The sequence below is a fragment of the Bradyrhizobium cosmicum genome, from assembly GCF_032290525.1.
GTDB classification, from domain to species: domain Bacteria; phylum Pseudomonadota; class Alphaproteobacteria; order Rhizobiales; family Xanthobacteraceae; genus Bradyrhizobium; species Bradyrhizobium cosmicum_A.
Window position 1 is genome coordinate 280,766 of sequence record NZ_JASXTA010000004.1, and the last position, 25,203, is coordinate 305,968.

Consider the following 25,203-nt stretch of genomic DNA (forward strand, 5'->3'; position numbering starts at 1 on the left):
GGCGCATGGGCGAGGGCGCGGCCGAACAGGACGACAACGCGGGCAGGCCGCAAGATCAGCGTGAAGCCCGGCGCCGTCTCGCGCGATGGGTCCGCGACTATAGCCGCCTGCCCGGCATTCCCGACGAGTTCCTGGGGCCCGACGGCGCTCCCCGCGCAGTCTGGAACCGCTTCTTCGACGCCTTCGGCGCGCTCGCGCCGGACGAGATCGAGCGGCGGTTCGGCATGGCCGACCGCCATTTGCGCGAGGCCGGCGTCACCTACCGCGCGCCCGGCGACAGCGCCGACCGGCCATGGTCGATCAGCCATCTGCCGCTGCTGATCGACGAGGCCGACTGGAAGCAGCTTTCTGCCGGCATCACCCAGCGCGCCCAGCTGCTCGAACTCGTGCTGCGCGATATTTATGGCGAGGGCCGGCTGGTCGCCGAAGGCGCGCTGCCCGCGGCCGCGATCGCCGGCAGCCCCGAATATCTGCGTCCCGTCTGCGGCGTGCCGCCGCCGGGGGGGCGCTATCTCTCGCTCTATGCCGCCGATGTCGGCCGCGGGCCCGACGGCCGCTGGTGGGTGCTCGGCGACCGCACCCAGGCGCCATCAGGCGCGGGCTACGCGCTGGAGAACCGCCTGGTTCTCTCGCGCGCCTTCTCCGATCTCTACAAGTCGATGAACGTCCCGCGCGTCGCGCCGTTCTTCGAGGCGTTCCGCGACAGCCTGCGCGCGCGCGCCGACCGCGACGAGCCGCGCATTGGCGTGCTCACGCCGGGCAGTTTCAGCGAAACCTATTTCGAGCACGCGACGCTGGCGCGCTATCTCGGTTTCCTGCTGGTCGAGGGCGACGATCTCGCCGTCAGCGACAACCGCGTTCATATCCGCACCGTTGCGGGCCTCAAGCGCCTCGACGTGCTCTTGCGCCGCGTCGATTCCAACTCGCTCGATCCGCTCGAGCTCGATGCGTCCTCGCATCTCGGCGTACCCGGCCTGATCGACGTGCTTCGCAAGGACGGCGTCGTCGTCGCCAACATGCCGGGCTCCGGCGTGCTGGAGGCGAGGGCGATGCTCGGCTTCCTGCCGGCGCTCAGCCGTCGTCTGCTCGGCGAAGAGCTGAAGATGCCGCACATCGCGACCTGGTGGTGCGGCCAGCGCAACGCGCGCGACGAGGTGCTGTCGCGGCTCGACGAGGTCGCGATCGAGGGCGCCTACGGACGCGGCGTTCCCGGCTTCGACAGCAATGGTCCGGTGCTCGCGAGCGAACTCGACGCGAGCGGGCGCCAGCGCTTGACCGAGGCCATTGCCGCGCGCGGCATGGACTATGTCGGCCAGGAAGTGGTGCGGCTCTCGACCATGCCGGTGTGGGAGCAGGGGCAGATCACGCCCCGCCCGTTCGTGCTGCGCGTGTTCGCGGCCGCGACCCCCAACGGCTGGGCCATCATGCCCGGCGGCTTCTGTCGGATTGCCGAGCAGGCCGACGCGCGCGCGGTCTCGATGGGCGACGGCGCCCGCGCCGCCGACGTCTGGGTCGTCTCGGACAAGAAGGTCGCGACGGCGACGCTGCTGCCGGCGACCGACAAGGTGCGCATTCGCCGCATCGCCGGCGTGCTGCCGAGCCGCGCCGCCGACAATCTGTTCTGGCTCGGCCGCTATCTCGAACGCGCCGAGGCGACGCTGCGGCTGGTGCGCGCGCTGGGCTCGCCGAGCGGGCCGAACAAGGGCACCGCGGCCTCGATGCAATCGGCAGACCGGATTCAGCGCCTGCTCGTCGCCTGGGGCGCGATCTCGCAGACCTCGCGCGCAGCACCGGGGCGCATCGTCGCCGAAGCGCTGCAGAGCCCGGAGCGTTTCGGCTCGGCGCTGTCGCTGGTGCGGGCGGCGCAGCGCACGGCGACATCCTTGCGCGAGCGGCTGTCGCCCGATGCCTGGCAGGTCATCACCGAGATGGCCGAGCGCCTCGCCTGGGAGGTCGAGGACGACGACAGCGTCGTGAGCGCGGCCGAGCTGACCCTGCAGGAGCTCGCGAGCTTTGCAGGGCTGGCGCAGGAGAACATGAACCGCGCCGCCGGTTGGCGCTTCCTCGATATCGGCCGCCGCACCGAGCGCGCCATCAGCACCACGCGCTTTGCGCGGCAGTTCGCCTATGACGAGGCCGGCGATGAGGATCTCGACATCCTGCTGACGCTGGTGGATTCCCAGATCACCTACCGCTCGCGCTATCTGCTGGCCCCGATCCTCGCGCCTGTGCGCGATCTCGCGGTGCTCGACAGCTACAATCCGCGCTCGGTCGCATTCCAGGTGGCGACGCTGAACGAGCACATCGCGGCGCTGCCGAGCCTGAAGGAGCACGGCCTGATCGAGCAGCCGCAGCGGCTGGCGGTTGCGGTGCAGGCGATGCTGGCCACCGCCGAGGCCGAGAAGCTCGAGGTCAAGACGCTGTTCGCGCTGGAGCAGGATCTGCTCAGCCTCGCCGAGGCGATCGGGCTGCACTACTTTCCGCATGGTCCCAATGCCAGCCGGCCGGAAAAGCTGACGGGGCTGGCGTGATCTACGACATCCGGCACGTCACGACTTACGAATACGAGAGCCCGGTCAGCTTCGCCCGCTGCACGCTGCGGCTGGAGCCGAAGAGCGGCCATGGCCAGGAGCTGATCTCGCACCATGTCGAGATTCGTCCGCGCCCGGCCGAACGCAATGTCCGGCGCGATTTTTTCGGCACGCTGACCGAGAGCATCGTGATTGAAGCGGCGCATCGCAATTTGCGCATCGACTCCCGCTCGCGCGTCTCGGTGTCGCGCCAGCCGCCGGCGCGCGATGCCGCCAGCCCGTCCTGGGAGAGCGTCCGCGACATCGCGTTCGAAGCGACGAGCCTCGGGCCGTCCTCGCCGGTCGGCTATGTCTTTGCAAGCCCGCTGGTGCCGGTGCTGCGTCCGGTCAGCGCTTACGCAGCCGCGAGCTTTGCGTCCGGCGTGGACATCCTTGCCGGCGCGGTCGATCTGATGCACCGCATCCGCACCGAGTTTCGCTACGACCCCAAGGCCACCGTCATCTCGACGCCGCTCAACGAGGTCTTCGACAAGCGTCACGGCGTGTGCCAGGACTTTGCCCATGTGATGATCGCGGGGCTGCGCGGGCTCGGACTTCCGGCGGCCTATGTCAGCGGTTATTTGCGCACCATTCCGCCGGCCGGCCAGCCGCGCCTGCAAGGCGCCGACGCCACCCACGCCTGGGTTTCGCTGTGGTGCGGGGCCGAGCTTGGCTGGGTCGATTTCGATCCGACCAACGATCTCCTCGTCACCAACGACCATATCGTGCTCGCGGTCGGCCGCGATTTTTCCGACGTCTCGCCGGTCGATGGCATCATCGTCGGCTCGCCGAAACAAAAGCTCGGTGTCGCCGTGGACGTCGTGCTGGCGGAATGAGGCTCTCGCCGCCCCGGGGTGCATAGCGGCGCTACGGCAACCGTGATGCCGCAGAGCACAACCGCAACATATTTCCGTAATTTCGTACCCGGGTTTGGTCACTTGGCCCAAGATGGGCTATGCTGGCGGTTGCGTCGAGGACGAGAATGAGACGTCGGGAGTTGACGTGGGACACCACCGACAAGCGGGGCTGCATCAAACGGGGCTGCATCAAACGGGGCTGCATCAAACGGGGCTGCATCCATGATGACGTTACCGAGACTGGCGGCGGAAACCCTGGAGAAGATGCTGGGCTCGTTCATGCGCCGCAGGTACGACGAGCCGTCCGCCCGGGTGCTGGAGGGCTCGACGCGCACCGCGATGGAATGTATCGGCAACAGCGACGCGCTCTACCACAATATCGAGCACACGATGCTGGTGACTTTGGCCGCTCAGGCCATCCTCACGGGACGTAATCTGCATGCGCATCTTGCGGCGGAGGACTACCTCCATATCCTGATCGCCTGTCTCGCGCACGACATCGGCTATGTCCGCGGCCTGTTTCCCGAGGATGACGAAGACGGCTTTATCATCGACGAAGCCGGCACCAAGGTGGCGCTGCCGCGCGGCGCGTCCGACGCCAGTCTGATGATGTATCACGTTGATCGCTCGAAACTGTTCGTGCGGCGGCGATTGCCGCCGATCCATGGCCTCGACTCCGAGCGGGTCGCGCGCGCCATCGAGGGCACGCGGTTCCCGGCTCGCGAGGGACAGGAATACGACGACGAGGCCTCGATCCTGCGCGCCGCCGACTTCATCGGCCAGCTCGGCGATCCCAACTATCTGCGCAAGGCCAACGCGCTCTATTACGAATTCGAAGAGGTCGGCATCAACCGCCAGCTTGGCTATGATTCCCCGGCCGACATCGTAAACCGCTATCCACAGTTCTACTGGAACAGCGTCGCACCGCACATCCAGACCGAGATCGGCTATCTCAACAAGACCGAGATCGGCCGGCAGTGGATCGCCAACCTCTACAGCAACGTGTTCCGTGCCGAGCGCGAGATCTCGCTGTCGGGACCGCAGAAATAAGTCCTCGATCTCGTAGCCCGGATGGAGCGCAGCGCAATCCGGGATTCGCGGATGCCTGCACTCCCGCATTCCGCTTCGCTCCCTGCGGGCTACGAGGCCGCAAATCCGCGAGCAGATCATGCAACAAAAAACCGTCAGCACGGACGTTCTCGACATCGCCTATCGCGAATACGGCGCTTCCGACGGCTGGCCCTGCATCATGGGGCACGGCTTTCCCTACGACGTGAACGCCTATGCCGAGACTGCGCCGATCCTTGCGCAAGCGGGCGCGCGGGTGCTGGTGCCGTGGCTGCGCGGCTATGGGCCCACGCGTTTTCGCTCCGCGAAGAGGCTGCGGTCGGGTGAGCAGGCGGCGCTTGGCGCCGATCTCCTCGCCTTCATGGACGCGCTCGGCATCGAACGCGCGGTCGTCGGCGGTTATGACTGGGGCGGGCGCGCCGCCTGTGTCGTCTCGGTGCTCTATCCGGAGCGCGTGATCGGCCTCGTCTCCGGCAATTCCTACAACATCCAGAACATCGCCCGTTCCATGGAGCCGGCCTCGCCGCCGGAGGAAGCGGCGCTCTGGTACCAGTATCTCTTCCACAACGAGCGCGGCCGCCGCGCGCTGGAGCGCAACCGGCGCGGTTTCGCCCGCCAGCTCTGGTCGATGTGGTCGCCGACATGGGCGTTCGACGATGCGACGTTCGAGGCGAGCGCGGCGTCGTTCGACAACCCTGACTTCGTCGATGTCGTGATCCACTCCTATTGCCACCGCTACGCGTTGGTCGAAGGCGACCCCGCCTATGCCGCCATCGAGGCGAAGCTCGCAAGCCAGCCACAGGTCCGCGTCCCGACCATCGCGATCGACGGCGACAGCGACGGCGTCAATCCCGGCACCGCCCATCACGCGCACAGGTTCGACGGCAGCTTCGAGCGGCGCGTCTTCGCCGGCGCCGGCCACAATCTGCCGCAGGAGCGGCCGGCCGAATGGGCAGAGGCCGTGCTCGACGTGCGAAAAGCGGCCTCTTAGAGCCAGTTTCATGTCTCGCGGCTGACTTGTCTGCCGTTCTTCCGATTTTTCCTGATCCCGGGAACCTTTTGCGACTGCAGCCGTCCAAGCTGTGGGGCCGCCTCTGTGTTGCGGCTCGTTGCAGGGGAGGATCTGGATGAAGTCACAAGTGCGCAAGCTGGAGCGCGTCGCGGTGGCGCAGGCGCCGGTCGAACGGCCTGACAAGACGGAGGTCGAGCAGGCGATCCGGACCATGATCCGCTGGGCTGGCGATGATCCTGCGCGCGACGGCTTACGCGACACGCCGGACCGGGTCGCACGTGCCTTCGAGGAGTATTTTTCCGGATACGCGCAGGATCCGACCGAAATCCTGCAAAAGACCTTCGAGGAGATCGAAGGCTATGACGAGATGATCGTGCTGCGCGGCGTTCGCTTCGAGAGCCATTGCGAGCACCATATGGCGCCCATCGTCGGCCGCGCCTGGGTCGCCTATATCCCGCAGGGGCGCGTCGTCGGAATCAGCAAGCTTGCGCGCGTGGTCGACGTCTACGCGAAACGTCTCCAAATCCAGGAAAAGATGACGGCGCAGATCGCCAATACCATCAACGAAGTGCTGAAGCCCGAAGGCGTCGGTGTCATCATCAAGGCAACGCATCACTGCATGACCACGCGCGGCGCGCACAAGCCGGGGACCGATCTCGTCACCAGCCGCATGCTCGGCGTGTTCCGCGACAATGCGCTGACACGCCAGGAACTTCTGGGGCTCGCCAATTCGGACGATTGATCCGCGCTAGCCGAGGAGAAGACGCCATGACAGAGGACAGGAAGCCGAGCGGTCCCGACCTGAGCCAAGGTGTGCCACTGACCGCGTTCAAGGACGGCAAGCTGCTCGGCCATGTCGGCGCGGAGGATGTGCTGCTGGTGCAGGCCGGCAGCGAGATCTTCGCGATCGAGCCGGCGTGCAGCCATTATCACGGCCCGCTCGCCGAAGGCCTTGTGGTTGGCGACACCATCCGCTGTCCCTGGCATCACGCCTGCTTCTCCTTGCGGTCCGGTGAAGCCACGCGCCCGCCGGCGCTGAACACGCTGGCGGTGTGGGAGGTCTCGCGCGATCGCGACAATATCGTCGTTCAGCGCAAGCGCGAGGCGCCAAAGCCGTCGGCAGCCCATCGCACCGCGCCGATGCCCGAAAAATTCGTCATCGTCGGCGGCGGCGCGGCCGGCTTTGCGGCAGCCGAGACGCTCCGGCGCGAGGGCTTTGCCGGCGCCATCACCATGCTCAGCAATGACGGCGCGATGCCGGTCGACCGGCCAAACCTCTCCAAGGATTACCTCGCGGGCAACGCCCCGGAGGATTGGCTGCCGCTGCGGGGCGAGGACTATTATCAGGACGCCGGCATCGATCTCAGGCTCAACACGAACGTCGCCGCGATCGATGCGAAATCACGCAGCGTGACATTGGGCAATGGCGACAAGCTGCCGTTCGACCGGCTGCTGCTGGCGACCGGCGCCGAGCCGGTGAAATTGCAAATTCCGGGCGCCGATCAGCCGCACGTCCACACCTTGCGTTCCGTTGCCGACAGCCGCGCCATTATCAAGGCGGCGGGCACCGCCAAGCGCGTGCTGGTGATCGGCGCCAGCTTCATCGGCCTCGAGGTCGCAGCGTCCTTGCGGGCGCGCAAGCTCGAAGTGCATGTGGTTGCGCCGGAGGAGCGGCCGATGCAGCGCCTGCTGGGGGCGGAGATGGGTGACTTCGTTCGCGCGCTCCACGAAGACAATGGCGTGAACTTCCATCTCAAGGATACGGTCGAGAAGCTCGACGGCACGCGCGCCACGTTGAAGAGCGGCAGCGTGATCGATGCCGACCTCGTCGTGGTCGGCATCGGCGTCAAGCCGCGCCTCACGCTCGCCGAGCAGGCGGGGCTTGCGGCGGATCGTGGGGTCAGCGTGAGCGAATATCTCGAGACCAGCGTCGCCGGCATTTTCGCTGCCGGCGACATCGCGCGTTGGCCCGATCCGCATTCGCGGCAAACCATTCGCGTAGAGCACTGGGTCGTGGCGGAGCGGCAAGGCCAAACCGCGGCGCGCAACATGCTCGGCAAGCGCGAACGCTTCGACGCCGTGCCGTTCTTCTGGTCGCAGCATTATGACGTGCCGATCAACTATGTCGGCCACGCCGAGAGCTTCGACGACATCGCGGTCGACGGCAGCATCAACGGCAAGGACTGCCTGCTGAAGTACCGCAAGGGCGGGCGCGTGCTTGCCGTTGCCTCAATTTATCGCGATCTGGACAATCTCAAGGCCGAGCTCGAAATGGAGCGGTCGCTGACCAGCAACTCGACGCAAGACCATCCTGCGGAACTCCGCTGATCTGACGCGCTGACAAAAGCAGCACGCGCGCATGCCTCGCGCGGACGATCATCATCGGGGAGAAACCATGAAAGCCGCTTTGGTCCTGGCTGCAGCCCTGGCTGCCGCCTGTCTGCCCACACCCGTCTCCGCGCAAAAATCCTACGGTCCCGGCGTCAGCGATACCGAGATCAAGATCGGCAACACCATGCCCTATAGCGGCCCGGCCTCGCTGCTCGGGATCACCGGCAGGGTCATTGCCGCCTATTTCGACGAGATCAACGAGAAGGGCGGCGTCAACGGCCGCAAGCTCAACCTGTTGTCGCTCGACGACGCCTTCTCGCCGCCGAAGACCATGGAAGCGGCGCGGCGGCTGGTCGAAGGCGATGGCGTCGCCTTCATCTTCGCGACCATGGGCACCGCGCCGAGCTCGGCGATCGCAAAGTACCTCAACAGCAACAAGGTGCCGCAGCTCTTTCTGATCAGCTCGGCCTCGAAATGGAACGATCCCGCCAACATGCCGTGGTCGATGGCGCTGCCCTGGGCGCCGAACTACACCAGCGAGGCCGCGATCGACGTCGCCTATGCCCGCGCCAAGAACCCGAATGCGCGCTTTGCGGTGCTCTACCAGAACGACGACGCCGGCAAGGAATATCTGCGCGGCGTCAAGGAAGCACTTGGTGCCGATGCAGACAAGGCGATCGCGATGGCGTCGAGCTTCGAGGTCGCCGATCCCACCGTCGATTCCCAGGTGCTGACGCTCGCGAGCACCAAGGCCGACGTCTTCATGATCTATTCGGTGACGCCGCGCGCCTGCGCCCAGGCGATCCGGAAAGCCCACGAGGTCGGCTGGCAGCCGACGCGCTTCCTCGCCAGCGGCTGCGCCAACAAGGCGACCGTGATGGTGCCGGCGGGCCTCGATGCCGGCAAGGGCGTGCTGTCGCTCGGCTCGCTCAAGCCGTTCGTCGAGGCGCCGAAGGACGATCCGGCGATGTCGGCCTATATCGACTTCATGAAGCGCCGACTGCCCAATGCCGACGTCAACAATGTCGCCGGCCTCTACGGCTACACCGTGGCCGAGGCGCTGGTGGTCCTGCTCAAGCAGTGCAAGGACAATCTGACCCGCGAGAACATCATGGCGCAGGCGGCGAACCTGAAGAACGTGCCGCTGTCGCTGCTGATGCCCGGCATCACGCTCAACACCACACCGCAGGATTTCCGCCCGATCAAGGACGGCTACATGCTGCAGTTCGACGGCAACGACTGGGTTGTGGCGAGCGAGCTGCTGCGCGGGACGTGAGGGGATAGCGCGAGCGGCCGCTTTGGAGACGCCGATGTCTCCACATCGTCATGGCCGGGCTTGTCCCGGCCATCCACGTGTTGCCCCTGGCACGAAAGAACGTGGATGCCCGGGACAGGCCCGGGCATGACGACCCCTGATGTTGCGAACAGGAGACCCCCATGGACTTTCAACACTCCGCCCGCTCGCTGGAGCTGCAGGAGCGCGTCCGCCAGTTCATGCGGGCGCATGTCGAGCCGGTCGAGGAGCTCTATTATGAGCAGGTGAAGCCGGAAGCGGCGCGCTACAGGACGCCGGCCGTCTTGCAGGACCTGAAGCGCCTGGCACGCGAGCAGGGGCTCTGGAACCTGTTCCTGTCAGGTGAGCACGGTCCAGGCCTCACCAATCTCGAATACGCGCCCGTGAAGGAGATCATGGGCCGCATCCTCTGGGCGTCCGAGGTGTTCAATTGCTCGGCGCCCGACGTCGGCAACATGGAGGTGCTGGCGAACTACGGCACGCCGGCGCAGCAGGAGCGCTGGCTGAAACCGCTATTGGAGGGACGCATTCGCTCCGGCTTCTCGATGACCGAGCCGCAGGTGGCCTCCAGCGATGCCACCAACATCCAGTGCGAGATCAAACGCGATGGCGACAGCTACGTCATCAACGGCCGCAAATGGTTCACATCGGGCGCGATGAACGAGGATTGCGAGATCCTGATCGTGATGGGCAAGACCGCGCCCGACCATCCCGATCGCCATCGCCAGCAATCCATGATCCTGGTGCCGAAGGCGACGCCAGGGGTGCGCATCGTCCGTGACATGCTCACCTATGGTTATGACGACGCGCCGGTCGGCCACCCCGAGATCGTCTACGAGAACGTGCGTGTGCCGGCCGAGAACATCCTGCTCGGCGAGGGCCGCGGCTTCGAGATCGCGCAAGGCCGGCTCGGCCCCGGCCGCATCCATCATTGCATGCGCCTGATCGGCTGCGCCCAGCGCGCGCTCGAGCTGATGTGCCAACGCGCGGTCTCCCGTGTCGCCTTCGGCAAGCCGCTGGCCGAGCAGGGCTCGGTGCGCGAGGACATCGCGAACTCCTTCTGCGAGATCGCGCCGGCCCGGCTGTTGACGCTGCAGGCGGCTGACAGGATGGACCGCGAGGGCAACAAGGCCGCGCGCGACCTGATCGCGGCCGCCAAGATCGTGGTGCCCAGCATGGCCGCCCGCGTCATCGACCGCGCCATCCAGATCCACGGCGCCGCCGGCGTCTCGCAGGATACTTTTCTGGCCCGCGCCTATGTCTACGCCCGCTTCATCCGCATCGGCGACGGCCCGGATCAGGTGCATCTCGCGGCGGTGGGCAAGGAGCTGATCAAGCGGGGTGGGCTGATGGGGTAGGGCCGTTGCCGCGGTCGGTCACGAGGCGGCGTTCCCTGCGCCCCAATCGGCTGAGTGTGATCGCCAAAGTGACCCCGATCAGCCACAGCAGTCCGCCGCCTGCCAGATCGATGACGTAGTGTCCCCCGATCGGAACAGTCGATATCACCACGAGCGCGTTCCAGACTGTGAGGGTCCAGAACAACCAGCGGATTCCGACTGCAGCGAATATCGTCATAAGCGCGAGGCAGCAATGAAATGATGGAAAGGTCACGACCCCTTGCAGGCTGGCGAACGATATCACGGGTGACGAACCGCTTCTAAAGTAGTCGAACTTCGCGAGATGATACGTGCCCGAGCCGGGTGGCAGCCTCTGCAGAATATCGGTCGAATAATCGAAATAAGCAAAGGCGCCAATCGCAGGCCATACGATCGAGAACGCAGCCGAGACAAAGATTGTCAGACTGCAGACAAAGACCAGTTCCCAAAGCTTGTCTTCGCGGCGCAGAACTGCGAGAAACACGACGAGTCCGAACAACTGTACGAAGGAACTGCCGTAGGCGATCCAAAGCAGATGTGACAGCGTAGGGTGATCTGCGAACCATGCTGTAGTCGACGGGAGATCGATCGCCAGGGAGCGATCGATCTTTGCAAGAGTATCGTCGATCAAGGGCAAGTGGCATCGCAAGCCAACCAGGCCCATAATTCCAGCCATTCCAATTGAGAGGAAAAGATGGCCACTGCGCCGCTTATATTCGAGAGAATAGGTGCAGGACGCCACGTCCCATAGAAAATGTAGATGAAGATGAAAAACGCCATCAGCGCTATGGATACAGCAAGGCTGTGGGCTTCGATGGCGACACCCAGCGTCAAAATCAGAGATACCGCGAGACCGCATGCCGTAATGCCGATCAACCAGCAGCACATCTCAATCCACTGATGGTACGTGCCGCCGTGTCCTTGTGCACTTGAGGCGGTGATCCGCAGACCTGTCGACGGTCCAATGCGATCGGGTGAGGCGGTAGCTCGATCGTAGCTCCACGCACGAAACATTCCAAACTTCCAAATTCCACGACAGACGTGCAACGTCCGCCAGTCACATCCGGAGGTTACATCCGTACTGTGCGGTTGCATCGGATGCTAGATGCAATTTGTTCTCTTGGTGAACAATTTGTTTCCATAGATTCCTGTTTGCTCACGATGCCGATCATTCAGCCTCCGGCAGCGGCTTGTCCGTTAGAAAGAGGAAGCTCGTCGGCCGCTCCTGCGGGGCGCAGCTGCTGGAGGGCCGGCCCCGATGCCGCGCTAAACAGCGCGCAGCCCAGGAAGGCGAGCAGGCCAAGCTGGATGGCAACATCGCATTCGAGCGACAGCATCTGCCGGCCGACCTGCGAAGCGGTCATCCCAGCGTCATTCTCGTGGATACCTACCTGCTGAGCACGTTCCGGTTCGACTGGCTGGCCTGGGCCAACGCGGGTCCCGAGCTCCGGGAGCAATTGAGCCGTTATCGCGAAGCCGAGGACGTCGGCCGTGTCCGCATATTCGTCGACCAATCCGGCACCAGATACTAGAGACCTGATTTTTCCCGCGCTTTATTCGCGCGAGCCGATGTTCATCTCGTTCGAAGAACGTTCTAGCCGCGGGTTCTCCGCGTTTGGCGATGGCGTAGCGCATCGACGATCACCTTGAACGCAGCCGAGTTCTGCCGCGAGGTCGGATAATAGATGTAGTAGCCCTCGAATTTTGGCGACCAGTCGTCGAGCACGACGACGAGCTCACCGGCCCTGATGTGCCGCGTCACCATGTCTTCGGGGACATAGGCGATGCCGAAGCCTTTGACCGCGGCGTCGATCATGGCGCGAGAATCGTTGAAGGTCAGCTGCCCCTCGACGCGGACCCTGAGGTCAGGACCGTTCTTAGCGAACTCCCAGACATAATGACCGCCGGCCGCCTCGCGCCGCTTGATGCAGACGTGCCTGACGAGATCTTGCGGGTGCCTGGGCCTGGGATGCTCCTTCAGATAGGCAGGCGAGGCGACCGCGACGAGCCGCCAATCCGGGCCTATCCGCACCGCGATCATGTCTTTCTCGACGCTCTCCCCGAGGCGGATGCCCGCATCGAAGCCGTCCTTGACGATGTTCCGGAAGGCCGTGTCGAGGCTGAACTCGAGCTTGATGTCGGGATACTTCTTCAGAACGGACGACAGCTTCGGCCAGACGGCTTTTTCGAGAGCGTGGTCCGAGAGCGTCATCCGGATGGTGCCCGACGGCTGGTCGCGCAACGACATCAGGGCCGCGATATCGCGCTCGATCTCCTCAAGGCGGGGTGCGACCGATCGCTGAAGCCGCTCGCCCGCCTCGGTCAGGCCGACGCTTCGGGTGGTGCGCGTCAGCAGCCGCAGGCCCATCTGCGATTCCAGGCGCTTGATCGTATGACTGAGGGTCGACTGCACGACGCCGAGTTTCGCGGCGGCCTTCGTGAAGCTGCGCTCGCGGGCGACGGCCAAGAAGGCCAAAAGATCATTGAAATCCTGGCTTGCCATGGCCGTTACTATTCATGGCGCTCATCGATTAATGCAAGCGAATTAGATCGGCTAATCGAACGCCGCCCGGGGCTCTATGTGCTGCCGTGAACAGCGCCGGCTTGGGCGCGCTTCGCGAATGATGGAAGTTCCGATGGACGTCATGACAGATCAACAAACGACGGGGCCGATGGCGCCATGGAGCGCGGTCTTCGCGCTGTCTCTTTGCGCAGCGAGCGTCGTCGCCGCCGAGTGGATGCCGGTGAGCCTGCTCACCCCTATCGCGGACAGCCTGCAACTGACGGAGGGGCAGGCCGGGCAAGCCATTGCTGTGTCAGGCCTGTTCGCCGTCCTCACCAGTCTTTTCATCTCGGCGGCAACGCGCGGCATCGACCGGCGATCTCTTCTGCTGTGGCTCACCGGCGCCACATTGGTCTCCGGCATCGTTGTGGCCTTCGCGCCCAATTATCCGGTATTCATGGTCGGGCGTGCTCTCGTCGGCGTGGCTGTCGGCGGCTTCTGGTCGATGTCGGCCGCGACGATGATCCGTATCGTGCCGGGCAAGGACGTGCCGCGCGCGCTTGCGATTCTCAATGGCGGCAACGCCGTTGCGACGACGATCGCCGCGCCTTTCGGCAGTTTCCTCGGCCAGTACATCGGCTGGCGTGGCGCATTCTTCTGCGTCGTGCCGATTGCGGCGCTGACTCTGATCTGGCAGTTCGTCACGCTGCCGGAGATGCCGAGCCGGGAGCGCGCAAGCGCGGTGGCGGCATTCAAGGTCCTGCGTCGCCCTGGGGTATCCTACGGCATGCTCGCGGCGGCGCTGTTCTTCCTCGGCCAGTTCGCACTCTTCACCTATTTGCGGCCATTCTTCGAAACGGTAACGCGAATCGATGTCACCACCATCTCTGCATTGTTGCTCGTGATGGGGGTTGCCGGGCTCGTCGGCACATCACTGATAGGATTCGTCATCCGCCGGCGTCTCTATGCTTCTCTCGTCCTGATGCCGTTCACAATGGCCGGCATGGCGGTCGCATTGACGACGTACGGATCCTCACTTGGCGCAACGGCGGCCTTGATGTCCCTTTGGGGCTTCATCGGCACGGCGGCGCCCGTCGGCTGGTGGACCTGGCTCAGCAGGGCCTTGCCCGACGATGCGGAGGCCGGCGGCGGCCTGATGGTCGCGGTGATCCAGCTTGCGATCACGATGGGTGCGGCAGGCGGCGGCGTTCTGTTCGACACCAGCGGCTATCGGGCCACTTTTCTGTTCAGCGCCGGCATTCTCGCCCTCTCGGCATCGGTTATTCTGATCGGAGTTCTTCGCCGCAGGGCAAGAGCCGACTCGCAATGCGCGGGCTGTGTGCCGGCAAGCCCGGCCATGTAGCGCAGCCCCGCCCGGGAACGACGACATCAAGGAGGCATCAGATGCAAATCAGGCAAGCAGGCTCTCAACCTTCCGCCAGGGCACCCGCCGAGTATTTCACCGGCACGGTCCGCATCGATCCCCTGTTTCAGGCCAACGATCCGTCTCGCGTGGCCGGCAACCACGTCACCTTCGAGCCCGGCGCGCGCACGGCGTGGCACACGCATCCGCTCGGCCAGACGCTCATCGTGACGTCCGGCCTCGGCTGCGTGCAGCGCTGGGGCGGTCCGATCGAGCAGATCCGCCCGGGCGATGTGGTGTCATTCGAGCCGGGCGAGAAGCACTGGCACGGCGCCTCCGCGAAGACCGCCATGAGCCATATCGCCATTCAGGAATCGCTCGATGGCAGCCCGGTCGCGTGGATGGAAAAGGTGACGGACGAGCAGTACGGCGACCGTGCCCGAACAGGAGAGGAGCAATGAAGTGAATTCTGGCGCAGAGGAAAGCGGGACTCGTTAAGGAGGGACGCCGACCGCCGCCATGATGACATCATGCCAGTGTTTTGCCCGACGAGTCAAAGCGATTTCGTAAAATCAGCAGTCGGTCGACCGGGGCCGCTAAGCTATTGACATCGCTATCCCCGGCTACTGTGCATGGGGTTGTTTTCGCGCTTTTGTGCGGGGAGCACCCGCTCCGGCAGTGGAAGCGCCGTCACCCCGCCTTGGCGAGGCGGCTCTCCGCCGCGCCCGAGCGCAGGTTCTGGAAGAACTTCTCCACCTCGCGCGACAGCGTATCGGCCGTCGCCGTCAGGCTGCTCGCGGCCGTCAGCACGGAGGCTGCCGCCGTATCGGTCTCGCCGATGGCGTCGCGGAGCGAGCTGATGTTGGCGACCAGGGTCTCGTTGCCTTGTGCGGCGCTTTGCGCGTTGGACGAGATCTCGCGCGTGGCCTGGTCCTGCTGGGCGATGGCGCCGGCGATCGCCGAGGTGACGTCGTTGATCTCGCGCACCGCGCCGCCGATCTCGCGGACGGCGTCGACCGCATTGCGGGTGGAGGCCTGGATCATCGAGACGTTCTCGCCGATCTCGGCGGTGGCCTTCGCGGTCTGACCCGCGAGCGCCTTCACTTCATGGGCGACGACGGCAAAGCCGCGGCCGGCATCGCCGGCGCGGGCGGCTTCGATGGTCGCGTTCAGCGCGAGCAGGTTGGTCTGCTCGGCGATCGCCTGGATCAGGCTCAGCACGCCGTCGATGCGCTGGGTGGCCGCGGCGAGGCTCTCGATCTCGGAAATCGACTTCTCGGTGCGCTGGCCGGTCTGCTCGACCGCGCCGGCACTCTGCCGCACCTGCCGTCCGATCTCCACCACCGAGGCCGACAGCTCCTCGGCCGCGCCTGCCACCGCCGTGACGTTGTGCGAGGCCTGCTCGGTGGCGTTCGCGGCCGTGCCGGCGCGGTTGCTCGCGTCCGCGGTGACGCGGGTGATGGTCCGGGCCGTCTCGCGCATGACCGAGGCGTTATCGCTGAGGCCGCGCATGATCACGCCGATCGCCTCGCGAAATCCTTCGACGGATTGCTCGATATGGCGGGCGCGCTGCTCGCGCGCGGCGGAATCCTGCGAGACCTGCGAGGCGAGATTGCGGTTGCGGCCCATCGCCTCCTGGAAGACCTGAATGGCGCGCGCGAGCGCGCCGATCTCGTCGGCGCGGCCACAATGCGGCACCACGACATCTTCGGTGCCGTCGGCGACCTGCTTGATGGTCGCGGTGATGGACGCGAGCGGGCGTGCGATCGAGCGGGCGATGATCACGATGCCGATCACGACCAGCGCCAGCGCCACGCCGCCGAGGCAAGTCAGGACGAAGGAGAGGGTGCGGTTGGTCTCGGTCTCCTGCGCGATCTGCCTGGCGCGCCCGGCATAGACCTTGGACAGCGCCTCGAGGTCCTTGTTCAGCGCCGAGCGAACTGCGCGGTTGGCGTCGTTGTCGCCCCATTCGCGGCCGGCGGCCGCATTGATCTCGATGCCACGCCGCACCAGTTCCTTGCGGAACTCGACGAACTGTTCGATGCGTTTCTTGAAGGTGGCGAACTGCTCGGCATCGTCGGCCCTGACGATGGTCTCCCAACGCTTCACGACGTCGAGGATCTGGGCGTTGAACTTGAGCAGGCCCTCGCCGTATTTCTTCACCACGGCAGGCTCGGTCGACATGTAGACGCCGCGCGATTCCATCACGACTGCATAGACCAGCGAGTTGACCCGCTCGACGTTCAGCGCGGCGGCGTTCGCGGTCTCGATCGCGCTGGTCAGGTCGGCGCCGCGGCGGCTGTTGAAGTCGGACAGCATCGCAATCGCTGCCGTGAGCAGTGCGAACAGCGCGAAGATCGCGTAGAGCTTGGTCGCCAGCGTGAAGCGGCCGGCCAGCTTGGTCGCATTCCCGGATCGGTCTGATGTCATGGTGGTCAGGAGCCCGGAATGGCCTGGAGCGGCCGGTGAGCGCGGTCGTACAAATTGATGCAAAACTATGCAGAATGAAGATGGACGCGGCGTTAACGTCAGCTTCGCTTCCCTTCGCCCTTGGTCGAACGAAGGGTAGATATTTCAGCGTCTTGATCTGAAGGTATAGTCTTGGGATCGTCTTGGGATCGCCTTGGACTCGGCCGCCGGCCGACGAACCCCGGAGAGGCCCTTGGTCTACCGCCACACCATCGACGCCACCAGCTACACGTTCCCGGACCTGCGCGACCTGCTCGCCAAAGCGACGCCGCCCCGCTCCGGCGACCGGCTGGCCGGGATCGCCGCCGCCAGCGCCGAGCAGATGATCGCGGCGCGCATGGCGCTCGCAGATGTCCCGCTCGGGCAGTTCTTGCAGGAGGCAGTGATCGCCTACGAGGCCGACGAGGTCACCCGTCTCGTCATCGACAGCCATGACGCCAAGGCCTTTGCACCGGTGGCCTCCCTCACCGTCGGTGCCTTCCGCGACTGGCTGCTGTCGGACGCGGCGACGCCTGATGTGTTGCGCAAACTGGCGTCCGGCATCACGCCGGAGATGGCGGCCGCGGTGTCAAAACTGATGCGCAACCAGGACCTGATCCTGGCGGCGCGAAAATGCGAGGTCACCACCGCCTTCCGCAACACCATCGGCCTGAAGGGGCGGATGAGCACGCGGCTGCAACCCAACCACCCCTTCGACGATGCCAGGGGTATCACCGCCTCGATCCTCGACGGCATCCTGTTAGGGGCCGGCGATGCCTGCATTGGCATCAATCCAGCGAGCGACGATCCCGCCGTGATCGGGCAATTGCTGCGGCTGCTCGACGAGATCATCGCGCGGCTGAAGATCCCGACGCAAGGCTGCGTGCTCACCCATGTCACGACGACGCTGTCGCTGATCGGGCAGGGCGTGCCCGTCGACCTCGTTTTCCAGTCGGTCGCGGGCACCGAGGCCGCCAATCGCAGTTTCGGCATCGACCTCGCGCTGCTGAAGGAGGGGCAGGAGGCGGGATTGTCGCAGAAGCGCGGCACCGTCGGGCAGAACGTGATGTATTTCGAGACCGGGCAGGGCTCAGCGCTGTCGGCCAATGCCCATCACGGCGTCGACCAGCAGACCTGCGAGGCGCGCGCCTATGCGGTTGCCCGCGCCTTTGCACCCTTGCTGGTCAACAGCGTGGTCGGCTTCATCGGCCCGGAATATCTCTACGACGGCAAGGAGATCATCCGGGCCGGGCTGGAGGATCATTTCTGCGGCAAGCTGCTCGGCCTGCCGCTCGGCATCGACATCTGCTATACCAACCATGCCGAAGCGGACCAGGACGACATGGACAATCTGCTGACGCTGCTCGCCGCCGCCGGCGTCACCTTCATCATGGGGGTCCCCGGCGCCGACGACGTCATGCTGAACTACCAATCGACGTCTTTTCACGACGCGCTCTATGTCCGCGACGTCTTCGGCCTGCGCCGCGCGCCGGAATTCGACGACTGGCTGGTGCAGGCAGGGATAGCGGGCGCTGATTTCCGTCTTGCCGGCTATGCAGGCCTGCTGCCCGATTTTGCCTCGCGGCTTATTGCCTGACGCGGCGGCAGCATCCGGGCCTATAGGAAACCATTGGTCCCTCTCGGAATTATGCTTATGCCACAATATTGAGAAATTCCGGCGACAGCGTTACGTTACGTGTCTGGCTGGCAATTTCCGCAGCTGTCGAGCGTGGCGGGGGACCATTGATGCGCGCTGAAAGTAACGGTGCGGCCCGGCGAATTCTCTGCGTGTTTCCGCGGTACACTTCGTCGTTCGGGACGTTCGAGCATTCCTATCCGCTGACCGACGGCGTCCGCGCCTTCATGCCGCCGCAGGGGCTTTTACTGCTCGCGGCCTATCTTCCCGAGGACTGGCAGGTCAAGTTCGTCGACGAGAATCTCCGTCGCGCCACCAGGGAAGAGTTTGAATGGGCGGAGGCGGTCTTCGTCAGCGGCATGCACATCCAGCGCCAGCAGATGAACGACATCTGCCGCCGCGCCCATGAATTCGATTTGCCGGTGGCACTCGGCGGTCCCTCCGTCAGTGCCTGCCCGGATTATTATCCGTCGTTGGACTATCTCCATGTCGGCGAGCTCGGCGACGCCACCAACCAGCTGATCGAGATTCTTTCGCGCGACACGTCACGTCCAGAAGCGCAGGTGGTGCTCACCACCAAGGACCGCGTGCCGATGACGGAGTTTCCGATCCCGGCCTACGAACTCGCCGACGTGAAGAAATACTTCCTGGGCAGCATCCAGTATTCCAGCGGCTGTCCCTATCAGTGTGAATTCTGCGACATCCCCGGCCTCTACGGCCGCAACCCGCGCATCAAGTCGCCGGAGCAGATCATCGCCGAACTCGACCGCCTGCGCGAATGCGGCATGACCGACACGGTCTATTTCGTCGATGACAATTTCATCGGCAACCGCAAAGCGGCGATGGATCTCTTGCCGCATCTGATCGAATGGCAGAAGAGGACCGGCTATGTGGTGCGGCTCGCCTGCGAGGCGACGCTCAACATCGCCAAGCGGCCCGAAATTCTGGAGAAGATGCGCGAGGCCTATTTCATCACCATCTTCTGCGGCATCGAGACGCCCGACCCTGAGGCGCTGAAAGCGATGCACAAGGACCACAATATGATGGTCCCGATCCTGGAGGGCGTACGTACCATCAACTCCTACGGGATGGAGGTGGTGTCCGGCATCATCATGGGGCTCGACACCGACAAGCCGAACACCTCGGAGGCGCTGCTCGGCTTCGTCGAGGAATCGCGGATTCCGCTGCTCACCATCAATTTGCTTCAGGCGCTGCCTAAGACGCCGCTATGGGACCGGCTGGAGCGGGAAGGGCGCCTGATCGACGACGACGGCCGCGATTCCAACGTCGACTTCCTGCTGCCCTATGACGAGGTCATTGCATCCTGGAAGCACGCCATGGCCGTCGCCTACGAGCCCGAGAAGGTCTATGCGCGCTTCCAGTATCAGTGCGACCACGTTTACGTGCACCGCCTGAAGATGCCGACGCCGGACGAGATGAAGACCTGGCCCAACATCAGGCGCGGCCTCGTGATGCTGCGAAACATCTTCTGGAAGGTCGGCGTGCTCGGCGACTACAGGCGCGTGTTCTGGAAGTTTGCGCTCGGGCGCATCAAGCGCGGCGATCTCGAAGGGCTGATCGGCTGCACCCTGATCGCACACCATCTCATCACCTTTGCCCGCGCGGCCTCCAGCGGCAAGCAGAACGCATCGAACTACTCGGTGCGGCTGCGCGAGGCCTCCGTTCCCGCCGAATGATGCGACATGTCTGATCCAGTCGTTCCGCGCCGCCCGACCCTCGATCTGCGCGCGTTCACGTCCGCGCGCGTCGCGCTTGGGCGCAGCGGCGCGAGTATGCCGACCGGTGCGCTGCTGGATTTCACGCTGGATCATGCCCGCGCCCGCGATGCCGTGCATGCCGCCTTCGAAGCGCCGCGACTGGCCGCCGATCTCCGCAAGCTTGGCCTCGTCGTCACCGAGGTGCGGAGCCAGGCGGTCGACCGCCGTGACTATCTGCGGCGTCCCGATCTGGGACGGCGGCTTGACGCAGGTTCGGCGGACACCCTGACGCGCCGCGCCGGCGAGCCGTGCCGGCTCGCAATCGTGATCGGCGACGGCCTGTCTGCGGCGGCGGTCCATGCCCATGCGGTGGCGCTGCTGTCTCACCTGCTGCCGCTGCTTGCGGACGGGGATGACGTCGCGATCGGCCACGTCGCCGTCGCCTCAGGCGCGCGTGTCGCGCTCGGGGACGAGATCGGCGCCATTCTCGGTGCGCGCATGGTCGTGACGCTGATCGGCGAACGGCCCGGCCTGTCGGCGCCAGACAGTCTCAGCGCCTATTTGACCTTCGCGCCGAAGCCGGGCCGCACCGATGCCGAGCGCAATTGCGTCTCGAACATCCACAAGGCCGGGTTGAGCTATGACGAAGCCGCCCTCAAGATTGCCTGGCTGATCCGCGAGGGGCTGGCCCGGGAAGCCACCGGCGTGGTGCTGAAGGACGAAAGCGCCGACCGCGCGCCGCGTCGAATTGGCACGCGGCGGCCCGAATGACCGGCATTCCGGCAAAATCGCCGCATCTTGATCGATTTGGCCACCCTCCGCCTGCTTGCGAAAAGACCTGTTGACCTGCTAATTGACCTGCTAAACCCATCGCGGCGATTTCCCGCGCATTTTCAAAGGGCAAGCCTCCCATTCGTATGGTGTTTTCAAGCCGTTCGCGGGGCGCACAAGCTCTCAGACCGAGCCGATTTAGGAACTGGACAAGGCATGCTCGAAAAGCACCGCGAGAATGAGGTTCATGTCGACAAGGTCGAGCAGGGCCCTACGTCCTCGATCGCCTTCGGCCTCGAGCGCATCGGCCTGATCGCCGTCCGGGCGCCGATCGTCTCCTGCATCGTCCTGCTCGCGCTGATCGTCGGTGCCGTGTTCGGCATCCACCGGATCAAGATCGACGATTCGCTGTCTCAGCTGTTCAGGTCCAACACCCCGGAATTCCGCCAGTATGAAGCGGTGACAAAGAAGTTCCCGGCCGAGGAATTCGATGTCCTCGTCGTGGTCGAGGGCAAGACCCTGCTGGCGCGCAACAACCTCGAGAAGCTGCGCGACTTCGTCACCGACATGCAGCTCGTCGAAGGCACGCGCGGGCTGGTCTCGCTGTTCTCCGCGCGCCAGGCGCCGGCGCCGGGCAAGCTGCCGGCAGCGCTGTTCCCGGGCGAGCTCCCGGAGGGCGCGGCCTATGACAAGTTCATCGAGACCGTCAAGAACAACGAGATCATCCGCGGCAAGCTGCTGTCGGAAGACGGCACGCTCGCGCTGGTCGTGCTGTCGCTCGATCCCGAGGTGGTGGCGTCCAACAAGCTGACCAAGACCGTCGCCGACATCCGTGCGCTGATGAAGGAAGACCTCGGCGACACCGGCCTCAACGTGCAGCTCTCCGGCGTGCCGGTGATGCAGCTCGAGATCCGCAACGCGGTCGAGCGCGACGGGCTGACCTACAACATCCTCGGCATTCTCGCCGGCTGCATCATCGCCATCATCTTCTTCAGAAAAATCTCGTTCATGGTGGCGGCGGCGTTCCCGCCGATGATCGCGATCCTGCTGGCGCTCGGCGTGCTCGGCTGGGCCAATTTCAATCTCAACATGTTCCTGAACGTGATGACGCCGCTCATCATGGTCATCAGCTTCTCGGACTCGATGCAGCTCACCTTCGCCGCGCGCGACCGGCTGATCGCAGGCCAGGACAAGTTCACCGCGTTCAAGAATGCGGTGCTGGTGGTGGGCCCGGCCTGCGTGCTGACGCACGGCACCGCCGGCATTTCCTTCATCGCGCTCCAGTTTTCCGACTCCGACCTGATCCGCAAGTTCGGCGAAGCGGGCCTCGCCGCCACCATCATCGCGCTGGTCGCGGTGCTGTCGCTGGTGCCGGTGTTCGGCGTGCTGCTCGTGCGCAACGAGAAGACGTTCGCGGTCAAGTTTCAGAGCGCGGATGCCGGCGTCCAGGCGCTGCGCAATTTCTGCTACTGGATCGCGGTGCGCATGGTGGGCCGTCCCGGCCTGTTCAGCCTGATCGCCGTGCTGTTCGTCGGCGGCCTCGGCGTCATCTACGCCAATCTGGAGCCGCGTTACCGGCTCGCCGACCAGGTGCCGGACAAGCGTCAGGCAGTGGCCGCCAGCGACCGGCTCGATGCCAAGCTGACCGGCGCCAACCCGGTTAACGTGCTGATCCAGTTTCCAAAGGGTGAATCGCTCTACTCGCCGGAGACGCTGCAGACCATCGCGGACGTGCACGCGACCGTGGAGAAGGCAGCCGGCGTCGGCAATGTCTGGTCGCTCGAGACCCTGCGCCGCTGGCTCGCGGAAAAGGCCGGCGGCGCCGACGTCGCGACGCTGAAGGAATATGTGAGCGTCATTCCCGAGCATCTGGTGCGGCGCTTCATCGATGCCGAGCAGGATGCGGTCGTGGTCGCGGGCCGCGTGCCGGACAAGGATTCCAGCCAGCTCCTGCCGATCGTCGACAAGCTCGATTCCGAGCTCGACGCCGTCCGCAAGAAGCATCCCGGCTATGAAGTGGCGGTAACGGGTCTTGCCGCGATTGCCGCGCGCAATTCGGCCGGCATGATCGAGAAGCTGAACCGCGGCCTCACCGTCGAATTCGCGCTGGTCGCGATCTTCATTGGCCTCGCCTTCCGCTCCTGGGTGGTGATGTTCGCCTGCATCCTGCCGGGCATCTTCCCGGTGGTGATGTCGGGTACCGTGCTGTGGGCGATGGACGAGGGACTGCAATTCGCCAGCGTCGTCGCGCTGACCGTCTCGTTCGGCCTGGGCTTGAGCGCCACCATCCACTTCCTCAACCGCCTCCGGCTCGAGAGCAAGCCGGGCGTCGGCTCGGCACTCGCGGTGGAGCGGGCGACCGTGCTGGTCGGCCCCGCGCTGATCCTGACCACGCTGGTGCTGGCCTGCGGCCTCGTCGTCACCGTGTTCTCCGACTTGCCGTCGCTGCGGCTGTTCGGCTGGCTCAGTGCCTTCTCGATGGTCATGGCTCTGGTCGCCGATCTCTTCATTCTGCGGCCGACCGCGATGTGGCTGATCAACCTGCACGCCAGGCTTCAGGGCCCTGACAAGCCGGCGATCTGAGTAGGGGCGGCAAATGCCGCCCTCACTCACGCCTTGATGCGAACGATCCCGTATGGGTTGAACTTGAAGTCGCCCTCGGCGTAGTCCTGCTCCCGTGAGAGTGCGAACTTGCGATCGCGCAGCGTCGCTTCGATTCCGCGCTCGGCCATGGCGTTGGCAATCTCCTCCATGAGCATCACCGCGGACCATTCGTTGCCGCGCGATTTCGCGACATGGATTTCCGGCAAGCCGACGAGGTGATAGCCGACGGTCTCGTAATAGCGGTCGCCGCCGAGCGGGCGTTTGGCGAACGCAAGACGACACGCCTTGGCGACGGCGAGCGTCATGCCAAGGCCCTGACTGGTCTTTGCGCCCTTGCGTGCCTGATCACCGAGACTGCGCCACCGTTCGAGGCCGTGGGCAACGCCCGAGCTTTCGCCCTTCACGGCGGTGGCGCCGGCCTCGATCATCTCCTCGACGATGCGCAAGGCCGCCGCCGAATAGGCCACCGCTTTCTGCTGCTCCATCGGCGGGCTCAGCACGTAGAGCACGGCTTGGTGGTTGAGCACGGCCGCTTCGTCGGCGGCAGACCATGCATTGGGAAAGACACGGTCCCAGCACACGGCGAACGACCGCTCCATGTGCGGATCGGGCTTGGCTTGCGAATAGGTGCGATCGATCTCGAAGTTGAAATCCGCGATCGACTTGGCCACTGCCTTCGGCAGATGCAGCAAGCTTTCGTCCTTGCCGAGGAAGCAGAGCACGTGACGCGGTTTTACCGACGAAGGCTGCATCTCTGTCCCCCGTGGGACTGACGGTTGATCATTGGCCCACGCGCGACTGGCGGCGAAGAGCCCAACGGCTTTGAGCAGATGTCTGCGAAGATGGTCCATGTCAGCAAAAAGCCCCCGGCTCGCGAAAACCGGGGGCGTGCTCCTGATCCGGTTGGAAGGGGCGTCAGCCCTTCGTCAACGTGATGTTGACGCCGCGGATCTCGCCCTTCGAGGAGATCTGCACGGTCTGCTTGGTGCCGTTGGTGCGTAGCGACAAATTGGCGGCAAAGCCGTTGGCCTCGACGAACACCTCGATCTGGCCGCCGCCGGCGGTGCCTTGCAGATTGCCGAAGATGTTGCGGTTGGTCTCGCTCCAGTTGCCGGAGATCCGCTCGCCCTGGCTCGTTACGTCGCTGGTGAGGTCGAACTTGTAGCTGTCGGACGCGCAGTGCAGGGCCTGCTTGAGGCTGAGGCCGGTGCCGGCAACCTTGTAGTCGGCCTTGCAGCGGATCCGCTCGGTGCTGCCATCGGACAGCGACACCGTTCCGGTACCGGTCCACGCGCCGTCGAAACCAGCAAACGGTCCAGACGATTGAGCATGGCTGGCAGAGACTGAGAACAGCAGCGCAGCGCCGATGCCGGCCGCCTTGATTGCCTGTCCAGATCGCCCAAGGAATTGCATTTTGAGTATCCCGTTTTCGAATGACGTTCGCTTAGGAAGAACGTCTCGCCACATCGAAAGTTTAGTGTTCCGAGCCTGTTTCAGGTTCAAAGCATGGTCACCGGAGATGGCCGTTCACGACGGCCTCGCTCCAGGCTCGGGCTCGCGATTCCATCTGTTTCGTCATGTTTCTGGCGGGGCGGATAGTGCGGAGAGATGCAGCTCTGCAACAGGTGCCCAGCAAAACGCAGCGTTCCGGA

General features: G+C 64.8%; 21 protein-coding genes. 14 read left to right on the forward strand and 7 right to left on the reverse strand.

The window, feature by feature from the left end; all coding sequences use genetic code 11:
* Nucleotides 1–5: 5 nt before the first annotated feature.
* From QSV46_RS09805 to QSV46_RS09840, 8 genes are all read left to right on the forward strand, one after another.
* Nucleotides 6–2,531, forward strand: coding sequence for a circularly permuted type 2 ATP-grasp protein (locus QSV46_RS09805; RefSeq protein ID WP_314949749.1), 2,526 nt, complete (start codon nucleotides 6–8; stop codon nucleotides 2,529–2,531).
* Nucleotides 2,528–3,406: a transglutaminase family protein gene (locus QSV46_RS09810; RefSeq protein WP_314949750.1), complete on the forward strand. Its 879-nt coding sequence runs from the start codon at nucleotides 2,528–2,530 to the stop codon at nucleotides 3,404–3,406. The genes QSV46_RS09805 and QSV46_RS09810 overlap by 4 nt, the downstream gene beginning before the upstream one ends.
* Nucleotides 3,407–3,649: 243 nt before the next feature.
* Nucleotides 3,650–4,477 (forward strand): HD domain-containing protein, encoded by an 828-nt coding sequence (locus QSV46_RS09815; RefSeq protein WP_314949751.1) that lies wholly within the window; start codon nucleotides 3,650–3,652, stop codon nucleotides 4,475–4,477.
* A 118-nt stretch (nucleotides 4,478–4,595) separates the two neighbouring features.
* The gene (locus QSV46_RS09820; protein ID WP_314949754.1) at nucleotides 4,596–5,486 is read left to right on the forward strand and encodes an alpha/beta hydrolase; all 891 of its coding nucleotides are present in this window, start codon (nucleotides 4,596–4,598) and stop codon (nucleotides 5,484–5,486) included.
* Nucleotides 5,487–5,622: 136 nt separating this feature from the next.
* Nucleotides 5,623–6,249, forward strand: coding sequence for a GTP cyclohydrolase I FolE (gene folE / locus QSV46_RS09825; protein ID WP_314949755.1), 627 nt, complete (start codon nucleotides 5,623–5,625; stop codon nucleotides 6,247–6,249).
* 26 nt (nucleotides 6,250–6,275) lie between these two features.
* A complete protein-coding gene (locus tag QSV46_RS09830; RefSeq protein ID WP_314949756.1) occupies nucleotides 6,276–7,835 on the forward strand; it encodes an FAD-dependent oxidoreductase in 1,560 nt (519 codons plus the stop codon).
* Nucleotides 7,836–7,902: 67 nt separating this feature from the next.
* Nucleotides 7,903–9,114, forward strand: a complete 1,212-nt coding sequence (locus QSV46_RS09835) for an ABC transporter substrate-binding protein (RefSeq protein WP_314949757.1) — start codon at nucleotides 7,903–7,905, stop codon at nucleotides 9,112–9,114.
* Between the two features lie 161 nt (nucleotides 9,115–9,275).
* Nucleotides 9,276–10,490 carry an acyl-CoA dehydrogenase family protein gene (locus tag QSV46_RS09840; RefSeq protein WP_314949759.1) on the forward strand — a complete coding sequence of 405 codons (1,215 nt, stop codon included), beginning with the start codon at nucleotides 9,276–9,278 and terminating at the stop codon, nucleotides 10,488–10,490.
* Here QSV46_RS09840 and QSV46_RS09845 read toward each other — a convergent pair.
* From QSV46_RS09845 to QSV46_RS09860, 4 genes are all read right to left on the reverse strand, one after another.
* The gene (locus QSV46_RS09845; protein WP_314949762.1) at nucleotides 10,465–11,139 is read right to left on the reverse strand and encodes a phosphatase PAP2 family protein; all 675 of its coding nucleotides are present in this window, start codon (nucleotides 11,137–11,139) and stop codon (nucleotides 10,465–10,467) included. The two genes, QSV46_RS09840 and QSV46_RS09845, sit on opposite strands and share 26 nt — an antisense overlap.
* Nucleotides 11,136–11,522: a hypothetical protein gene (locus QSV46_RS09850; protein WP_314949764.1), complete on the reverse strand. Its 387-nt coding sequence runs from the start codon at nucleotides 11,520–11,522 to the stop codon at nucleotides 11,136–11,138. Before QSV46_RS09850 ends, QSV46_RS09845 begins: the two co-directional genes overlap by 4 nt.
* A gap of 158 nt (nucleotides 11,523–11,680) precedes the next feature.
* The gene (locus QSV46_RS09855; protein WP_314949765.1) at nucleotides 11,681–12,022 is read right to left on the reverse strand and encodes a hypothetical protein; all 342 of its coding nucleotides are present in this window, start codon (nucleotides 12,020–12,022) and stop codon (nucleotides 11,681–11,683) included.
* An 80-nt stretch (nucleotides 12,023–12,102) separates the two neighbouring features.
* Nucleotides 12,103–13,011: a LysR family transcriptional regulator gene (locus QSV46_RS09860; RefSeq protein ID WP_314949767.1), complete on the reverse strand. Its 909-nt coding sequence runs from the start codon at nucleotides 13,009–13,011 to the stop codon at nucleotides 12,103–12,105.
* 133 nt (nucleotides 13,012–13,144) lie between these two features.
* Between QSV46_RS09860 and QSV46_RS09865 the strand changes: the two genes are divergently transcribed.
* Both QSV46_RS09865 and QSV46_RS09870 read left to right on the forward strand, forming a co-directional pair.
* A complete protein-coding gene (locus tag QSV46_RS09865) occupies nucleotides 13,145–14,374 on the forward strand; it encodes an MFS transporter (protein WP_409997160.1) in 1,230 nt (409 codons plus the stop codon).
* 41 nt (nucleotides 14,375–14,415) lie between these two features.
* On the forward strand, nucleotides 14,416–14,835 hold the full coding sequence (locus QSV46_RS09870; RefSeq protein WP_314949769.1) for a cupin domain-containing protein: 420 nt from the start codon (nucleotides 14,416–14,418) through the stop codon (nucleotides 14,833–14,835).
* 229 nt (nucleotides 14,836–15,064) lie between these two features.
* Here QSV46_RS09870 and QSV46_RS09875 read toward each other — a convergent pair whose 3' ends face one another.
* Nucleotides 15,065–16,804, reverse strand: a complete 1,740-nt coding sequence (locus QSV46_RS09875) for a methyl-accepting chemotaxis protein (RefSeq protein ID WP_314949770.1) — start codon at nucleotides 16,802–16,804, stop codon at nucleotides 15,065–15,067.
* Nucleotides 16,805–17,036: 232 nt separating this feature from the next.
* Between QSV46_RS09875 and QSV46_RS09880 the strand changes: the two genes are divergently transcribed.
* The 4 genes from QSV46_RS09880 to QSV46_RS09895 all read left to right on the forward strand — a co-directional run bounded on the left by QSV46_RS09880 (nucleotide 17,037) and on the right by QSV46_RS09895 (nucleotide 23,530).
* Nucleotides 17,037–18,419 carry an ethanolamine ammonia-lyase subunit EutB gene (locus QSV46_RS09880; RefSeq protein WP_314949772.1) on the forward strand — a complete coding sequence of 461 codons (1,383 nt, stop codon included), beginning with the start codon at nucleotides 17,037–17,039 and terminating at the stop codon, nucleotides 18,417–18,419.
* Nucleotides 18,420–18,568: 149 nt separating this feature from the next.
* A complete protein-coding gene (locus tag QSV46_RS09885; protein ID WP_314949774.1) occupies nucleotides 18,569–20,155 on the forward strand; it encodes a B12-binding domain-containing radical SAM protein in 1,587 nt (528 codons plus the stop codon).
* Between the two features lie 6 nt (nucleotides 20,156–20,161).
* The gene (gene eutC, locus QSV46_RS09890; RefSeq protein ID WP_314949775.1) at nucleotides 20,162–20,947 is read left to right on the forward strand and encodes an ethanolamine ammonia-lyase subunit EutC; all 786 of its coding nucleotides are present in this window, start codon (nucleotides 20,162–20,164) and stop codon (nucleotides 20,945–20,947) included.
* A gap of 216 nt (nucleotides 20,948–21,163) precedes the next feature.
* Nucleotides 21,164–23,530: an efflux RND transporter permease subunit gene (locus QSV46_RS09895; RefSeq protein WP_314949777.1), complete on the forward strand. Its 2,367-nt coding sequence runs from the start codon at nucleotides 21,164–21,166 to the stop codon at nucleotides 23,528–23,530.
* A gap of 26 nt (nucleotides 23,531–23,556) precedes the next feature.
* On the opposite strand, the gene QSV46_RS09900 is transcribed toward QSV46_RS09895, so the two are convergent.
* Both QSV46_RS09900 and QSV46_RS09905 read right to left on the reverse strand, forming a co-directional pair.
* Entirely contained in the window at nucleotides 23,557–24,402 is an 846-nt protein-coding gene (locus tag QSV46_RS09900; protein ID WP_314949778.1) for a hypothetical protein, read from the reverse strand.
* Between the two features lie 64 nt (nucleotides 24,403–24,466).
* On the reverse strand, nucleotides 24,467–24,964 hold the full coding sequence (locus QSV46_RS09905) for a hypothetical protein (protein WP_314949780.1): 498 nt from the start codon (nucleotides 24,962–24,964) through the stop codon (nucleotides 24,467–24,469).
* Nucleotides 24,965–25,203: the final 239 nt, after the last annotated feature.